Source organism: Salana multivorans (genome assembly GCF_003751805.1).
GTDB classification, from domain to species: domain Bacteria; phylum Actinomycetota; class Actinomycetes; order Actinomycetales; family Beutenbergiaceae; genus Salana; species Salana multivorans.
Window position 1 is genome coordinate 451,488 of record NZ_RKHQ01000001.1, and the last position, 14,419, is coordinate 465,906.

The following is a 14,419-nucleotide window of genomic DNA, read 5'->3' on the forward strand; positions in this document are numbered from 1 at the left end:
CCTGGGCCGATCCTAGCCGCGCCGGGCCCCGAGGGACCACGCGGACGACGCCCGGTCACCCGTCCCGTCGCTGGCCGCGGCGGCCGTGGCGGCGGCGGCCGCGACGCTGCCGCCGACGACGCCGCGCAGCACGCCGAGCACCCACTCCACGAGCGGGCCGTCGCGCAGCATCTCCCCCGCGACGGGCGAGGACGACGAGCGCTGCGTCGGGGCCGGCACGAGGATCGTGCGGACCGCCGCCTTGATGATCGAGCGGGGGTAGAGCCGCTTGAGCCGGACGACGCCGGAGTCGGGCAGCTCGACCGGCGCGAACCGGATGAACTGGCCCTGGGCGGTGATGGCGGTGACCCCGACCGACCGCGCGACGGTCCGCAGGCCGGCCACCTGGAACAGCAGCTCGACGCTCGGCGGCACGGGACCGTAGCGGTCCACCAGCTCCTCGCGCACCGCCTCGACGTCCTCGGGCGTCGCCGCCGAGGCGATCTTGGTGTACGCCTCGAGCCGCAGCCGCTCGTGCGGAACGTACTCGTGCGGGATGTGCGCGTCGAGCGGCAGCTCGATCGTGACGTCGGCCAGCTCCTCGACGTCCTCGCCCCGGTAGCGGCCGACCGCCTCGGAGACCATCCGGACGTACAGGTCGAACCCGACGCCGGCGATGTGCCCCGACTGCTCGCCGCCGAGCAGGTTGCCCGCGCCGCGGATCTCCAGGTCCTTGAGCGCGACCTGCATGCCGGCACCGAGGTCCGTGTTGGCCGCGATGGTGGCGAGCCGGTCGTGCGCCGTCTCGGTGAGCGGCTTCTCCGGCGGGTAGAGGAAGTAGGCGTAGGCGCGCTCCCGTCCGCGGCCGACGCGTCCGCGGAGCTGGTGGAGCTGGGAGAGGCCGAGCACGTCGGCCCGCTCGAGGATGAGCGTGTTCGCGTTGGCGATGTCGAGCCCGGTCTCGACGATCGTGGTGGAGACGAGCACGTCGAGCCGCTTCTCCCAGAAGTCCTGGATGACCCGCTCGAGCTGGTGCTCGTTCATCTTCCCGTGCGCGACGCCGATCCGCGCCTCCGGCACGAGCTCGGCGAGCCGCGACGCCGCCTTCTCGATCGACTCGACGCGGTTGTGGACGTAGAAGACCTGGCCCTCGCGCAGCAGCTCGCGACGGATCGCCGCGGTGATCTGCTTCTCCTCGTACGGCCCGACGAAGGTGAGCACGGGGTGGCGCTCCTCCGGCGGGGTCGCGAGCGTCGACATCTCCCGGATGCCCGTGACGGCCATCTCCAGCGTGCGCGGGATGGGCGTCGCGCTCATCGCGAGGACGTCGACGTTGGTCCGGAGCTGCTTGAGCGTCTCCTTGTGCTCGACGCCGAACCGCTGCTCCTCGTCGATGATGACGAGGCCGAGGTCCTTGAACCGGACCTCGCCGGTGAGCAGGCGGTGGGTGCCGATGACGACGTCGATCGTCCCGTCGGCGACGCCCTCCTTGACCGTCTTCGACTCCGCGTCCGTCTGGAACCGGGAGAGCGCGGCGACGTTGACCGGGAAGCCCGCGTACCGCTCCGTGAAGGTCTGCAGGTGCTGGGAGACGAGGAGCGTCGTCGGCACGAGGACGGCGACCTGCTTGCCGTCCTGGACCGCCTTGAACGCGGCCCGCACGGCGACCTCGGTCTTGCCGTAGCCGACGTCGCCGAGGATGAGCCGGTCCATCGGGACCGACCTCTCCATGTCCCGCTTGACCTCGTCGATCGTGACGAGCTGGTCGGCCGTCTCGACGTAGTCGAAGGCGTCCTCCAGCTCGCGCTGCCACGGGGTGTCAGGGCCGAAGGTGTGCCCCTGGGTCGCCTGCCGTGCCGCGTAGAGCCGGACCAGCTCGCCGGCGATCTCCTTGACCGCCTTGCGCGCCTTCGCCTTGGTGTTCTTCCAGTCGGCGCCGCCCATCTTCGACAGGCTCGGCGCCTCGCCGCCGACGTACTTCGTGACCTGGTCGAGCGCGTCGGTCGGCACGTAGAGCCGGTCACCCGGTTGACCGCGCTTGCTCGCCGCGTACTCGATGACGAGGTACTCGCGCATCGCCGAGCTGTCGCTGCCCGGCCGGCCGCCGGCCGTGACGGTGCGCTGGACCAGCTCGACGAACCGCCCGACGCCGTGCTGCTCGTGCACGACGTAGTCGCCGGCGCGCAGCGCGAGCGGGTCGACGACGTTGCGCCGCCGCGGGGCGAGGGCCCGCATGTCGCGCGTCGACGTGCCGGCGCGGCCGGTGAGGTCGGCCTCGGTGAAGATGGCGAACCGCTCCGCCGGCATGACGAAGCCCTTGCCGATCGTCGCGGTCGTCACGTGGACGACACCGGGCTCGGGCTCCTCGGGCAGGTCGGCCACGAGCCGCGCCGCGACGTCCGCCTCGCCGAGCTGCTCGGACCAGCGGCGCGCCGGCCCGGCGCCCTCGGTGACGAGCACGAGCCGCCAGCCGTCGCGGATCAGGTCGCGCAGGTCCGTGATCGCCCGCGCGATCTCGCCGCGGTACCCCTCGACGTCGCGCGCGTCGACGCGGAGCGTGGTCGCGGCGCCGATCGGCTCGTCCGCGTCGGCCGAGGCGTCCGCGTCGGCCGGGGCGTCCGCGTCGTCGACACCGCCGAGCGCGAACGGCGTGAGCGACCACCAGCCGAGCCCGCGCCGCGCAGCCGTCGCACGCGCCTGCGCGAGCGTGACGAAGCTCGCGGCCGACAGGTCGAGCGGGACCGAGCCGCCGGCGGCCGCCGAGGTCCAGGCGGCGGCGAGGAACTCGTCCGTCGTCGCCACGAGGTCGTGCGCCCGGCGGCGGATGCGCTCGGGATCGACCAGGACGAGGAGCGCGTCCGGGTCGACGAGGTCGAGCACCTGCTCCATGCCGTCGACGAGCGCCGGCGTCAGCGACTCCATGCCCTCGACGGCGATGCCCTCGGCCATCCGCTCGAGCATGTCGGTCGCGCCGGGCAGGGCGTCACGCAGGCCGAGCGCCCGCTCGCGCACCCGCGGCGTGAGGAGCAGCTCGCGGCACGGCGGCGCCCACAGCCCGTCGGGCGCGATCTCGAGGCTGCGCTGGTCCGCGACCGCGAACCAGCGGATCTCCTCGATGTCGTCGCCCCAGAAGTCGAGCCGCAGCGGGTGGTCCTCGGTCGGCGGGAACACGTCGAGGATGCCGCCCCGGACGGCGAAGTCGCCGCGCTTCTCGACCATGTCGACGCGCGTGTAGGCCGCCGCCGTCAGCGCGGCCGCGAGGTCCTCGATGCGGTGCGTCTCGCCCGCGCGCGCGCTCACCGGGGCGAGGTCGCCCAGCCCCGTGGCGACGGGCTGGAGGAGGGCGCGCGACGGCACGACGAGGACGCGGATCGGCCCGCCGTGCCCGGGGCGGGCGCCGGCGTCGGGTGCGCCGGCCCCGGGCACGCCCGGAGCCTCCGCGACCTCGGGGTGGGCCAGCCGGCGCAGCACGGCGAGGCGCTTGGCCACCGTGTCGGCGCGCGGGCTGAGTCGCTCGTGCGGCAGCGTCTCCCAGGCCGGCAGCACCGCGACGGAGTCGGCGGGCAGGTAGGCGCGCAGCGCGGCGGCCAGCTCGTCGGCGTCGCGACCCGTCGCCGTCACGACGACGAGCTGCCGGGCGCCGCCGCCGTCCCGGGTGCCACCGCCGCTCCCGGCGGCGTCCGCGAGCTCGGCGAGGAACGGGGCGCGGACGCCCGCGGGCGCGACGACGTCGAGCTCGCCCCGCGCGGGCAGGACGGCGAGGGCGGCGCGGGTCGCTGCGTCCTCGGCAAGGATCGGGAGGATGCCGGACAGCTTCATGGGGTCCCCCTCAGGACTTCGCGTTCCAGGTGTTCTGCGCCGCCAGCACGCCGCTCGTCACGATGTCCTCCACCGCGTCGGCCGCGAGCTGGATGGTGACGCCGAGGTCGTCCCGGTCGGACGCCGGGAAGTTGGACAGCACGTAGTCGGCCGGGTCCTGCCGACCGGGGGGGCGTCCGACGCCGATCCGGACGCGCACGTAGTCCTTCGTCGCGATGGCGGAGGAGATCGAGCGCAGGCCGTTGTGGCCGCCCTCGCCGCCGCCCTTCTTGATCCGCACCTCGTGCGCCGGGATGTCCAGCTCGTCGTGCAGCACGACGACGTGGTCGGCATCGATCCCGTAGAACTGCGCCAGCGCGGCGACGGGGCCGCCGGAGAGGTTCATGTACGTGGCGGGGCGGGCCAGCACGACGCGCGGACCCGGGACACCGCCCGGCAGCAGGCCGAGCCGGCCGTCGAGCACGCTCGCGCGCGCCTTGTGCGAGGTGAGCCGCCCGCCCATCCGGCGCGCCAGCTCGGCCAGCACCATCGCCCCGACGTTGTGCCGGTTCCCCTCGTACTGCGCGCCGGGGTTGCCGAGACCGACCACGAGCCACGGGCTGGTCATGCGTCCTCCTCGCGGACACGACGGGGTGGGAACGGGAACGGGGAAGGTCGGCGGGCCGTGAGCCCGCCGACCTTCCCCGGTTCGACGTGGGAGATCAGGCCTCCTCGGCCCCGGTCTCGGTGTCGGCCTCGTCCTCGACCACGCGGATCTCGGAGACCGTGAGGACGTCGGCCTCGGGGTCGATCTCGGTGGTGACGCCCTGGGGGAGCTTGAGGTCGCCGACCCGGACGACGGTGCCGTCGGTCAGGCCGTCGACGTCGACCTCGATGACCTCGGGGATGTTCGTGGCCTCGGCCTGGAGCTCGAGGGTGAGGAGCTCGAGCTGGTGGTTCGTCCCGACGGCGGACTCGCCGACGACGTGGACGGGGACGTCGACGGTCACCTTCTCGCCGCGACGGACGAGGAGGAGGTCGAGGTGCTCGATGTCGTTCGAGACGACGTCGCGCTGCACGGACTTGACGAGCGCGAGCTCCTTGCCGCCCTCGAAGCTGATCTCGACGACCGCGTTCGCGGAGCCCTTGACGAGCATGAACACGTCGTGCGTCGGGAGCGCGAGGTGGACGGGGTCGGTGCCGTGGCCGTAGAGGACCGCGGGAACCTGCTTGGCGCGACGGAGGCGACGGGCAGCGCCCTTGCCGAACTCGGTGCGCTTCGTGCCGTTGATGACATCGGACATGGGGGTCCTCCAGGGAACGTAGTCGGGGGCGGCAGGGCCGGATCGCCGGTCTCGCGCGGCGTCGGGCGCGCTCGAGGCGCTGGCCCGCCGCGCCGATTACGGATCTCTCATCCCTCGCCGAGGCAACCGGAACAGTCTACACGGGCCGCGCGCAACGCTCGCGCGGTGTTCGGCCGGCCCGCCCCGCCCCCGAGTCGGCCCCGCGCCGCCCCCGAGTCGGCCAGCGGATGGGAGGATGGAGGCGTGGAACGCAACGATCCGCCGTCGCTGGAGTCCCTCGCCGACGCGCAGGACTTCGAGTACGAGCGCCGGTTCCTCGTGACCGACTTCCCGGCGCAGCTCCGCGACGCGCCCGCCCTCATCGTGCAGTCCTACTACCTGGCCGACGCGGGCTACGCCCTCCGCGTCCGGGTCCAGGCCAGCGACGTGGAGGCCAACCTGTCGGCGTCCTCCCGGCCGCTCGAGGTGCTGGCCGAGTTCCACGACGCCGCGACGCTGGCGACGGTCACCATCAAGGGGCCGGCCGTCGGCGGGACCCGGTACGAGTCGGAGCGGCACGTCGACCCGGACGTCGCGGTCGAGCTGATCCGCCGCGGCGGGATGCCGATGGTCAAGACGCGCTACTCGGTGTGGGCCGGCTCGGACGGCTGGGCCGTCGATGTGTTCGGCGGCGCGAACGCCCCGCTCGTCGTCGCGGAGTGCGAGCGCTCGGCCCCGGTCACCGACCTCGAGATCCCGTCGTGGTGCGTCACCGAGCTGACCGACGACCGACGGTTCTCGAACGAGTCGCTCGCCGCCCGCCCCTACGGGGAGTGGGCCGCCACCTACCTGGCCGAGCTAGCCGCCGCCGGACCCCGGATGCGCGGCGACTTCGGCACCAACGCCCAGCTTCTCCCGGAGTGATGCCCCCGATGTCCGACCTCACCCCCGGCCCGGTCCCCGTCGCGCACGTCGGACCCGACGCGACCGCCGACGACACCGCCGACGCCGCCCTCGCGGTCGCCGCCGTCCGGGCCGGCCTCGCCGTGATCGCCACGGCGCCGACCCGCGACGTCGTCGCCGTCAAGGGTCACGCTGCCGACCTGCTCACGGCCACCGACCTGGCCGCCGAGGAGGCGATCCGCGCGGTCCTCAGCTCCTCGGACCTGCCCGTCCAGGGCGAGGAGGGCTCCCCCGACCTCGACGCCCCCGACCGGTGGATCGTCGACCCGGTCGACGGGACCGCCAACTTCGTCGCGGACATCGGCCTGGTCGCGAGCAACGTCGCGCTCGCCCGCGGTGGCCGCCCGGTCGCCGGCGCCACCGGCGAGATGCCGAGCGGTCGCATCGTGTGGAGCGCGCTCGGCCGCGGCACGTGGGAGGTCCCGCCGTCGGGCGAGGCGTTCCGCACGCGGACCTACCGCGGCGACCTCGCGGCCGGGTGCGTCACCGTCGGCGACTTCTCGTGGACGAACTCCGGTCCGTGGCCCGGCCGGACGCGCGCCCGGATCGTCACGGCCGTGTCGGACGTCGTCGGGCGGCTGCGGATGGTCGGCAGCTCCGCGACCGAGCTGATCTGGGTCGCCACCGGCCGGACGAGCGCCGCCGTGCTGTTCGGCAACCACCCGTGGGACACGGCGGCCGGCGTGCTCGCCGTGCGCGAGGCGGGCGGCGTCGCGCTCGACGTCCACGGTGAGCCGTGGACGTTCGGGTCGGACTCCGTGCTGGCGGCGGCCACCGAGGCCGACGCGGAGCGGCTGCTCGACGTCATCGGGAACGCCTGAGCTCTCCCGCCGCCCGGGGTCGGGCGACGCCCGGGCGGACGCCGCCGGGCCGCGCCTCAGGCGTTGCCGTCGAACAGGCTGGTGACCGAGCCCTCGTCGAACACCTCGCGGATCGCGCGCGCCAGGAGCGGCGCGATCGACAGGACCGTGAGGCCGGGGAACCGCTTGTCCCGCGGGATCGGGAGGGTGTCGGTGATGACGACCTCGCTGGCGCCGCACTCGGCGAGACGGCGCGGGGCGGGGTCGGACAGGACGCCGTGCGTCGCGACGATCATGACGGACCGGGCGTCGTTCTCCCGGAGCACGCGGACGGCCTCGGCGATGGTGCCGCCGGTGTCGATGAGGTCGTCGACGAGCACGCAGTCGCGGCCCGCGACCTCGCCGATGACGCGGTTGGCGACGGCCGAGTTCGGGCGCGTGATGTCGCGCGTCTTGTGGACGAACGCGAGCGGGTTGCCCCCGAGCTTCGCCGCCCACTGCTCGGCCACGCGGATCCGGCCGGCGTCGGGCGAGACGACGGTGACGTTCGCCGTGTCGACGCGGGTGCGGACGTAGTCGACCAGCGTCGGCATGGCGAACAGGTGGTCGACCGGGCCGTCGAAGAAGCCCTGCGCCTGCGCGGCGTGCAGGTCGACCGACATGAGCCGGTCGGCGCCGGCGGTCTTGTAGAGATCGGCCATGAGGCGGGCCGAGATCGGCTCGCGGCCGCGGTGCTTCTTGTCCTGCCGGGCGTAGGGGAAGAACGGCATGACGGCCGTGATCGTCTTGACCGAGGCCCGCTTGAGCGCGTCGACCATGAGCAGCTGCTCCATGATCCACTGGTTGATCGGGGCCGTCATGCTCTGCAGCGCGAAGGCGTCGGCGCCGCGCACGCTCTCCTGGAACCGCACGTAGATCTCACCGGAGGCGAAGTCGTAGGCGGTCGTCGGCACGAGGTCGACGCCGAGCTCCTCCGCGACCCGCTCGGCGAGCTCCGGGTGCGCCCGTCCCGAGATGAGGACGAGCCGCCGCTCGCCGAACGTGGTGATGCCGCTCATGCCGTGTGTCCTCCGTGTGCCTCGTCCGTCCCGCTCGGGCGTGCCGGCCCGCTCGGCCCCGCCGCGTCGCGGCCCGACTCCTCGTCGACGCTCTCCCCGAGCGCCTCGATCGCCCGCTGCGCCGCGGCGGCCCACTTGGTGCCCTCGAGGCGCCGCGCGACCCAGCCCGGGATGATCTTGAGCTGCGCCCGCTCGACGGCGAGCGCACCGGGGGCGACGTCGCGCGTCACGGTCGAGCCGGCGGCGACGAAGGCGCCCCCACCGATCTCGATCGGCGCGACCAGCGTCGTGTCGGAGCCGACGAACGCGCCCGCGCCGATGACCGTGCGGTGCTTGCCGACGCCGTCGTAGTTGGCCGTGATGACGCCGGCGCCGATGTTCGCCGCGTCGCCGACCACCGCGTCGCCGACGTAGGACAGGTGCGGCACCTTCGCGCCCGCGCCGAGCTCGGCGTTCTTCGTCTCGGCGAACGCGCCGATCGCCGAGCGCGGGCCGAGCACCGTCCCCGTGCGCAGGTGGGTGTACGGGCCGACCGACGCGCCCTCGCCGATCCGCGCGTCCGTCACGTGCGAGCGCAGGACGCGGGCGCCCGCCTCCACCGTCGCGTCCTCGAGCGTGGTGTCCGGGCCGATGACGGCGCCGGTGGCGACGCTGGTCCTGCCGAGGAGCTGCGTCCCCGGCAGGAGCGTCACGTCCTGCTCGAGCGTGACCGTGACGTCGACCCAGGTGCTCGCCGGGTCGACGACCGTGACGCCGGAGCGCATCGCGGTCTCGAGCACCCGGCGGTTGAGCTCGGCGCCGAGCGTCGCGAGCTGGACGCGGTCGTTGACGCCCTCGACGATGATCGGGTCGGGCGTCTCGATCGCGCGGACGGCACCGTGGGCGTGGGCCAGCGCGAGCACGTCCGTGAGGTAGACCTCGCCCTGCGCGTTGGACGCGGCGTCCGACGCCGGGTCCTGCAGCGTGCGGAGCCCGGCGCGCAGCACGTCGGCGTCGAAGGCGTACACCGAGGTGTTGATCTCGTCGATCGCCAGCTCCTCGGGGCTCGCGTCGCGGTGCTCGACGATCCGCTCGACCTGGCCGTCGTCCGTCCGGACGATCCGGCCGTACCCCGTGGGGTCCGGCACGCGCGTGGTCAGCACCGTCACGACGTTGCCGTCGGCGGTGTGCGCGGCCAGCAGCTCGCCCAGCGTGCCGGCGTCGAGCAGCGGGACGTCGCCCGCGAGGACGACGACGGGACCGCTCACGGGGGCGCCGGTCGTCGCGGTCGCGGCGGAGTCGAGCGCCTCCAGCGCGCACCAGGCGGCGCGCCCGGTGCCCTTGATCGCGTCCTGGTCGGCGACGAGGACGTCGGGGTCCAGCGCGAGGGCGTGCTCGGCGACCCGGTCCCGGTCGTGCCGGACGACGACGGCGAGCGCCTCCGGGTCCAGCGCGCGCGCCGTGGCGAGGACGTGGCCGAGGAGGGTGCGACCGCCGATGGCGTGCAGGACCTTCGGGGTGGCCGACCTCATCCGGGTACCCTCACCCGCGGCGAGGACGATGACGGCGGCGGGGCGTGGGTCGGTCACGTGGTGGACTCCCAGAGACGCGAACGGGGCGGGCTCGACCACTCTAGTGCGCCGATCACCCCACCCGCTCCGCGAGCGGGCCGAGCGGAGCCGAGCCGACGCGGCCCCCGCGAGCGCCGCGCGGGCTCCGCCCCCAGGATTCGAACCCGGACCTCCCGGCACCAAAGGCCGGCGTGCTGCCGTTACACCAGGGCGGACCGGAGGGGTCACGCCCTCCGCCCCAGCGATTGTGCCAGGGCGCGCCGGAGGCCCCAGGGCATGATGGTCCCGTGAGCCTTCCCGAGACCCCCGGTCAGCTGCGCCCGCGGCCCCACCGCGCGGCGCGGCAGCGGATGACGGCGCGGGAGCGGCGAGAGCAGCTCCTCGACGTCGGCCGGGTGCTGTTCGCCGAGCGCGGGTTCGAGGCGACGAGCGTCGAGGAGATCGCGGCGCGCGCCGACGTCTCCAAGCCCGTCGTGTACGAGCACTTCGGCGGCAAGGAGGGGATGTACGCCGTCATCGTCGACCGCGAGGTCCAGCGGCTCACGAGCGTGCTGGGCGAGGCGCTGTCCCGTCCCCAGCACCCGAAGGTGACGCTGGAGCAGACGGCGCTCGCCCTGCTCGACTACATCGAGGCGCACACCGACGGCTTTCGCATCCTCGTCCGCGACTCTCCGGTCGCGCAGGCGACGGGCACGTTCTCCTCCCTCATCGGGGACGTCGCCACCCAGGTGGAGCACCTGCTCGCGCGGCAGTTCGAGCGGCGTCGGCTCGACCCGAGCACGGCGCCGATGTACGCGCAGATGCTCGTCGGGATGATCGCGCTCACCGGCCAGTGGTGGCTCGAGGCCCGCTCGCCGGACAAGCGCGTGGTCGCCGCGCACCTGGTGAACCTCGCGTGGAACGGCCTGGCGGAGCTGCAGGACTCCCCCGAGCTGCGGACCCGCTGACCGTCGCCGGGCGACGGCGTCGGGGTCCGCCCCGTCGGGCTCGACATCTTGATGCTAGAGATTCTCGACGTCGAGAAGTTAGGGTTCCCTCATGTCCGACGTCGTCGACCGCATCACCGCCGCGTGGAGCTCCCAGCTGCCGGGCCTCGACGTCGAGCCCATGGAGGTCTTCTCCCGGCTGTACCGGCTCGCGGACCACGTGGGCGAGGTGCGGGCTCGGGCGTTCGCCGGCCACGACCTCACGGTCTGGCAGTTCGACGTCCTGGCCGCGCTGCGCCGCGCGGGTGAGCCGTTCGAGCTCACGCCCGGCCAGCTCGTGACGCAGACGCGGGTGTCCTCCGGAACGATGACGAACCGGATCGACCGGCTCGTCGAGCGCGGCCTTGTCGACCGCCGCGGCTCCGAGGGCGACCGCCGGATCGTGCTCGTCCGGCTGACGTCGCGCGGTCGCGCCGCCGTCGACGCCGCCGTGGCCGACCTCGTCACGCACGAGCGCGACCTGCTCGCCCCCCTCACCGAGGGCGACTCCCAGACGCTCGCCGCACTGCTGCGCCGACTCCTCGGCGCGTTCGAGCCGAGCCCGGTCGGACGGGCGGACGAGCCGTCCGCGCGGGCGGCCGGCGGTCGGGTGGCCGCTGGCTCGTCCGACGAGCCACCCGCCACCCCGTCACCCGATGGCACCGGAGGATCCGCATGACCGAGTCACCCGTCGTCCGACCGTTCGCCGGCACCGCCCCGCGGATCGCGCCGAGCGCCTGGCTCGCCCCCGGGGCCGTCGTCGTCGGCGACGTCCGGATCGGCGCCGACTCGGCCGTCTTCTACCGGGCCGTGCTGCGCGCGGACTGCGCGTCCATCACGATCGGCGAGCGCTCCAACCTCCAGGACGGTGTCGTGGTCCACGTCGACGACGAGTTCCCGACGGTGGTCGGCGACGACGTCTCCGTCGGCCACGCCGCGGTGCTGCACGGCTGCACGATCGGCGACGGCTGCCTGATCGGGATGAGCTCGACGGTCATGTCGGGCGCCGTCGTCGAGCCCGGGGCCATGGTGGCGGCCGGCGCGCTGGTGACGCCGGGCAAGGTCGTCCCGAGCGGGACGCTCGCGGCCGGCGTCCCGGCGCGCGTGGTCCGCGACCTCACGGACGCCGAGAAGGAGCACCTGCGGCACAACGCCGCGCACTACCTGGAGCTCGCGGCCGCGCACCGCGCCGAGGACGACGCGGACTGAGCCGCCACCCGGGCCGCCCGGCCGAACCCGCCCGACTTCCGGATACCTATTGACTATCGATCGGTAACGATCGATCATCGACACATGTCCAGACTCGTCATCGTCCTGCTCCGGGTCATGCTGATCGTCCTGCTCCTCGGCGCGGTGCTCGCGCAGGTCCTCGTGCCGATCGCCGCGTCCGAGATCGGCGTCCTCTACCCCGAGGTCGAGCACCTCGTCGTCCCGTACTCGGTCGCCGCGATCCTCGCGATCGCGTGCGCCGAGGTCGTCCTCGTCGTCATCTGGCGCCTCCTCTCGCTCGTCGCGGACGGGATGATCTTCTCGGTCGGCTCGCTGCGCTGGGTCGACGCCATCGTCGTGGCGATCGGCGTGGCCACCGTCCTGAGCGCCGGCGTCCTCGTGCACCTCGTCGGGGTCGCGCAGGTCGGCGGGCCGGGCGTGGCCCTCACGCTGCTCGGGACCGTCGCCGCCGGCATCGCGCTCGCGCTGCTCATGGTCGTCATGCGCGGGCTGCTCCGATCGGCGGCGCACGACCGCGGCGAGCTGGACGGGGTGATCTGATGCCGATCGTGGTGGACCTCGACGTCATGCTGGCGCGCCGCAAGATGGCGGTCGGCGACTTCGCGGCGGCGGTCGGGATCACACCGGCCAACGTCGCCGTCCTCAAGAACGGCCGCGCGCGGGCGATCCGCTTCTCCACGCTGGAGGCGATCTGCCGCGTGCTCGACTGCCAGCCCGGCGACGTCCTGCGCTGGGTGCCCGACGAGCCGGAGTAGCGCGCGCCCGGGCTGCCGCTCCGGGTGTCCGCTCTCCGCGGACGGGCGGAGCGCCCACCGGCCGAGCTCCGGCATCGCCGCAGGTCGCGAGGCCGGGCCGGGGCTGCGCCCCGCGGGATCGTCGCGCTCGTCCGCAGAGAGCGGACGGGGGAAGAGCGCCCGGCGGCTGGCACTAGCCTTGACCGCGCTATGGCACACCTTCTCGGCGCTGACTCGATCCGCCTCGCGTTCCCCAACCGCACCGTCCTCGACGGTGTGAGCCTCGGCCTGGAGGACGGGGACAGCGTCGGCGTGGTCGGTCGCAACGGTGACGGGAAGTCGAGCCTCCTGCGCCTGCTCGCCGGGCGCACCACGCCGGACTCCGGCCGCGTCACGCTGCGGCGCGGCACGAGCGTCGGGCTGCTCGACCAGACCGACTCGCTCGATCCCGAGGCGACCGTCGGGCACGCCGTCGTCGGTGACGCGGCCGACCACGAGTGGGCCTCCGACCCCCGCGCGCGGTCGATCATCGACGGCCTCCTCGCCGACGTCCCGTGGGACCAGCCCGTCGGCGCGCTCTCCGGCGGGCAGCGGCGCCGCACCGCCCTGGCGGCCCTCCTCGTCCAGGACCCCGACGTCCTGCTGCTCGACGAGCCGACCAACCACCTCGACGTCGAGGGTGTGACGTGGCTCGCGAACCACCTGAAGGAGCGGTCGGCGCGCGGGAGCGGCGCCTTCGCCGTCGTCACGCACGACCGCTGGTTCCTGGACGAGGTGACGACCGCGACCTGGGAGGTCCACGACGGGATCGTCGAGCCGTTCGAGGGCGGCTACGCGGCGTACGTCCTCGCCCGCGTCGAGCGCGACCGCCAGGCCGCCACCGTCGCGGCCAAGCGCGCGAACCTGATGAAGAAGGAGCTCGCGTGGCTGCGCCGCGGCGCACCCGCCCGGACGAGCAAGCCCAAGTTCCGCATCGACGCCGCCAACGCCCTCATCGCCGACGTGCCACCCGTGCGCGACAGCGTCGCCCTCACCCGCATGGCGACCGCGCGCCTGGGCAAGGACGTCGTCGAGCTGGTCGACGCCAGCGTCTCCTACGTGCCCGGGACCGACGTCCTCGACCGCATCTCCTGGATCCTCGGCCCGGGCGACCGGGTCGGCATCCTCGGCGCGAACGGGGCCGGCAAGTCGACGCTGCTGGGCCTCGTCACCGGGACGCTGGCCCCGACGGCCGGCCGGGTCAAGCGGGGCAGGACCGTCGAGGCGGCCTGGCTGTCGCAGGACCTCGCCGAGCTGACCACCGAGGCGGACAAGCGCGTCGCCGACGTCATCGCGCCGCTGCGCGTCTCGATGCGCTCCTCGACGGGCGACGACCTCACGCCGGGGCAGGTCCTCGAGCGCCTCGGCTTCACCTCCGCCCACCTCGCGACGCCGGTCCGCGACCTCTCCGGTGGTCAGAAGCGCCGGCTCCAGCTCGCGCTGACGCTGCTGGGCGAGCCCAACGTCCTGGTCCTCGACGAGCCGACCAACGACATGGACACCGACATGCTCGCCGCCATGGAGGACCTGCTCGACGGCTGGCCGGGCACGCTCGTCGTCGTCTCCCACGACCGCTACCTGCTCGAACGCGTCACCGACGACCAGTACGCGGTGCTCGACGGGTCGCTGCGTCACCTGCCCGGCGGCGTCGAGGAGTACCTCGCCCTGCGGGCGCGCCGCGGGACGACGACGTCCTCCTCCGCGCCGTCGGCTCGCTCCGCCGCGTCGGGCTCCGTCGCCGCGTCCGCACCGGGCACGCCGACGGGCACGACGCCGGCCTCCCCCGCGGCCCAGCCGGGCGGCGCGGCGCGGCACGCGAGCCGCAAGGAGCTCGCCTCGATCGAGCGCAAGCTCGACAAGCGGCAGGCGGATGCGGTCGCGCTGCACGAGGAGATGGCGGCGCACGACGTCGCGGACTACGCGGGCCTGGCGGCGCTCGGCGCGCGGCTGCGCGCCGTCGAGGCCGAGATCGGCGAGCTCGAGGAGCGCTGGCTCGAGCTGTCCGAGACGCTCGGCTGAC

13 protein-coding genes and 1 tRNA gene are annotated in these 14,419 nt (G+C 74.1%); 8 read left to right on the forward strand and 6 right to left on the reverse strand.

What is annotated here, in order from left to right; translation table 11 throughout:
• Positions 1 to 12 precede the first annotated feature (12 nt).
• From mfd to EDD28_RS02170, 3 genes are all read right to left on the reverse strand, one after another.
• Positions 13 to 3,798, reverse strand: coding sequence for a transcription-repair coupling factor (mfd, locus tag EDD28_RS02160; RefSeq protein WP_123738128.1), 3,786 nt, complete (start codon positions 3,796 to 3,798; stop codon positions 13 to 15).
• Between the two features lie 10 nt (positions 3,799 to 3,808).
• Entirely contained in the window at positions 3,809 to 4,405 is a 597-nt protein-coding gene (gene pth / locus EDD28_RS02165) for an aminoacyl-tRNA hydrolase (RefSeq protein WP_123738129.1), read from the reverse strand.
• Between the two features lie 94 nt (positions 4,406 to 4,499).
• Positions 4,500 to 5,081 (reverse strand): 50S ribosomal protein L25/general stress protein Ctc, encoded by a 582-nt coding sequence (locus tag EDD28_RS02170; protein WP_123738130.1) that lies wholly within the window; start codon positions 5,079 to 5,081, stop codon positions 4,500 to 4,502.
• Between the two features lie 243 nt (positions 5,082 to 5,324).
• Here EDD28_RS02170 and EDD28_RS02175 point away from each other — a divergent pair, with 243 nt between their 5' ends.
• Positions 5,325 to 5,984 (forward strand): CYTH domain-containing protein, encoded by a 660-nt coding sequence (locus EDD28_RS02175; protein ID WP_245967880.1) that lies wholly within the window; start codon positions 5,325 to 5,327, stop codon positions 5,982 to 5,984.
• An 8-nt stretch (positions 5,985 to 5,992) separates the two neighbouring features.
• A complete protein-coding gene (locus tag EDD28_RS02180) occupies positions 5,993 to 6,844 on the forward strand; it encodes an inositol monophosphatase family protein (protein ID WP_170169319.1) in 852 nt (283 codons plus the stop codon).
• Between the two features lie 56 nt (positions 6,845 to 6,900).
• On the opposite strand, the gene EDD28_RS02185 is transcribed toward EDD28_RS02180, so the two are convergent.
• From EDD28_RS02185 to EDD28_RS02195, 3 genes are all read right to left on the reverse strand, one after another.
• On the reverse strand, positions 6,901 to 7,881 hold the full coding sequence (locus tag EDD28_RS02185; protein WP_123738132.1) for a ribose-phosphate diphosphokinase: 981 nt from the start codon (positions 7,879 to 7,881) through the stop codon (positions 6,901 to 6,903).
• Entirely contained in the window at positions 7,878 to 9,449 is a 1,572-nt protein-coding gene (glmU, locus tag EDD28_RS02190; protein WP_123738133.1) for a bifunctional UDP-N-acetylglucosamine diphosphorylase/glucosamine-1-phosphate N-acetyltransferase GlmU, read from the reverse strand. The genes EDD28_RS02185 and glmU overlap by 4 nt, the downstream gene beginning before the upstream one ends.
• Before the next feature lie 125 nt (positions 9,450 to 9,574).
• A tRNA-Gln gene (locus EDD28_RS02195) sits at positions 9,575 to 9,646 on the reverse strand.
• Between the two features lie 135 nt (positions 9,647 to 9,781).
• Here EDD28_RS02195 and EDD28_RS02200 point away from each other — a divergent pair.
• From EDD28_RS02200 to EDD28_RS02225, 6 genes are all read left to right on the forward strand, one after another.
• On the forward strand, positions 9,782 to 10,378 hold the full coding sequence (locus EDD28_RS02200) for a TetR/AcrR family transcriptional regulator (RefSeq protein WP_123739878.1): 597 nt from the start codon (positions 9,782 to 9,784) through the stop codon (positions 10,376 to 10,378).
• Positions 10,379 to 10,469: 91 nt separating this feature from the next.
• Positions 10,470 to 11,075, forward strand: coding sequence for a MarR family winged helix-turn-helix transcriptional regulator (locus tag EDD28_RS02205; RefSeq protein WP_123738134.1), 606 nt, complete (start codon positions 10,470 to 10,472; stop codon positions 11,073 to 11,075).
• A complete protein-coding gene (locus tag EDD28_RS02210; RefSeq protein WP_123738135.1) occupies positions 11,072 to 11,605 on the forward strand; it encodes a gamma carbonic anhydrase family protein in 534 nt (177 codons plus the stop codon). Before EDD28_RS02205 ends, EDD28_RS02210 begins: the two co-directional genes overlap by 4 nt.
• Before the next feature lie 84 nt (positions 11,606 to 11,689).
• The gene (locus tag EDD28_RS02215; protein WP_123738136.1) at positions 11,690 to 12,166 is read left to right on the forward strand and encodes a DUF2975 domain-containing protein; all 477 of its coding nucleotides are present in this window, start codon (positions 11,690 to 11,692) and stop codon (positions 12,164 to 12,166) included.
• Positions 12,166 to 12,381, forward strand: coding sequence for a helix-turn-helix domain-containing protein (locus EDD28_RS02220; RefSeq protein ID WP_123738137.1), 216 nt, complete (start codon positions 12,166 to 12,168; stop codon positions 12,379 to 12,381). The genes EDD28_RS02215 and EDD28_RS02220 overlap by 1 nt, the downstream gene beginning before the upstream one ends.
• A gap of 189 nt (positions 12,382 to 12,570) precedes the next feature.
• On the forward strand, positions 12,571 to 14,418 hold the full coding sequence (locus EDD28_RS02225; RefSeq protein WP_123738138.1) for an ABC-F family ATP-binding cassette domain-containing protein: 1,848 nt from the start codon (positions 12,571 to 12,573) through the stop codon (positions 14,416 to 14,418).
• The last annotated feature ends 1 nt before the right edge of the window (position 14,419 follow it).

Coding starts and splice junctions, on each gene's coding strand:
- EDD28_RS02180 (WP_170169319.1), top strand. CDS start 5,993: ATGTCCGACCTCACCCCCGGCCCGGTCCCCGTCGCGCACGTCGGACCC.
- EDD28_RS02205 (WP_123738134.1), top strand. CDS start 10,470: ATGTCCGACGTCGTCGACCGCATCACCGCCGCGTGGAGCTCCCAGCTG.
- pth (WP_123738129.1), bottom strand. CDS start 4,405: ATGACCAGCCCGTGGCTCGTGGTCGGTCTCGGCAACCCCGGCGCGCAG.
- EDD28_RS02215 (WP_123738136.1), top strand. CDS start 11,690: ATGTCCAGACTCGTCATCGTCCTGCTCCGGGTCATGCTGATCGTCCTG.
- EDD28_RS02210 (WP_123738135.1), top strand. CDS start 11,072: ATGACCGAGTCACCCGTCGTCCGACCGTTCGCCGGCACCGCCCCGCGG.
- EDD28_RS02225 (WP_123738138.1), top strand. CDS start 12,571: ATGGCACACCTTCTCGGCGCTGACTCGATCCGCCTCGCGTTCCCCAAC.
- EDD28_RS02200 (WP_123739878.1), top strand. CDS start 9,782: ATGACGGCGCGGGAGCGGCGAGAGCAGCTCCTCGACGTCGGCCGGGTG.
- EDD28_RS02185 (WP_123738132.1), bottom strand. CDS start 7,881: ATGAGCGGCATCACCACGTTCGGCGAGCGGCGGCTCGTCCTCATCTCG.
- EDD28_RS02170 (WP_123738130.1), bottom strand. CDS start 5,081: ATGTCCGATGTCATCAACGGCACGAAGCGCACCGAGTTCGGCAAGGGC.
- mfd (WP_123738128.1), bottom strand. CDS start 3,798: ATGAAGCTGTCCGGCATCCTCCCGATCCTTGCCGAGGACGCAGCGACC.
- EDD28_RS02220 (WP_123738137.1), top strand. CDS start 12,166: ATGCCGATCGTGGTGGACCTCGACGTCATGCTGGCGCGCCGCAAGATG.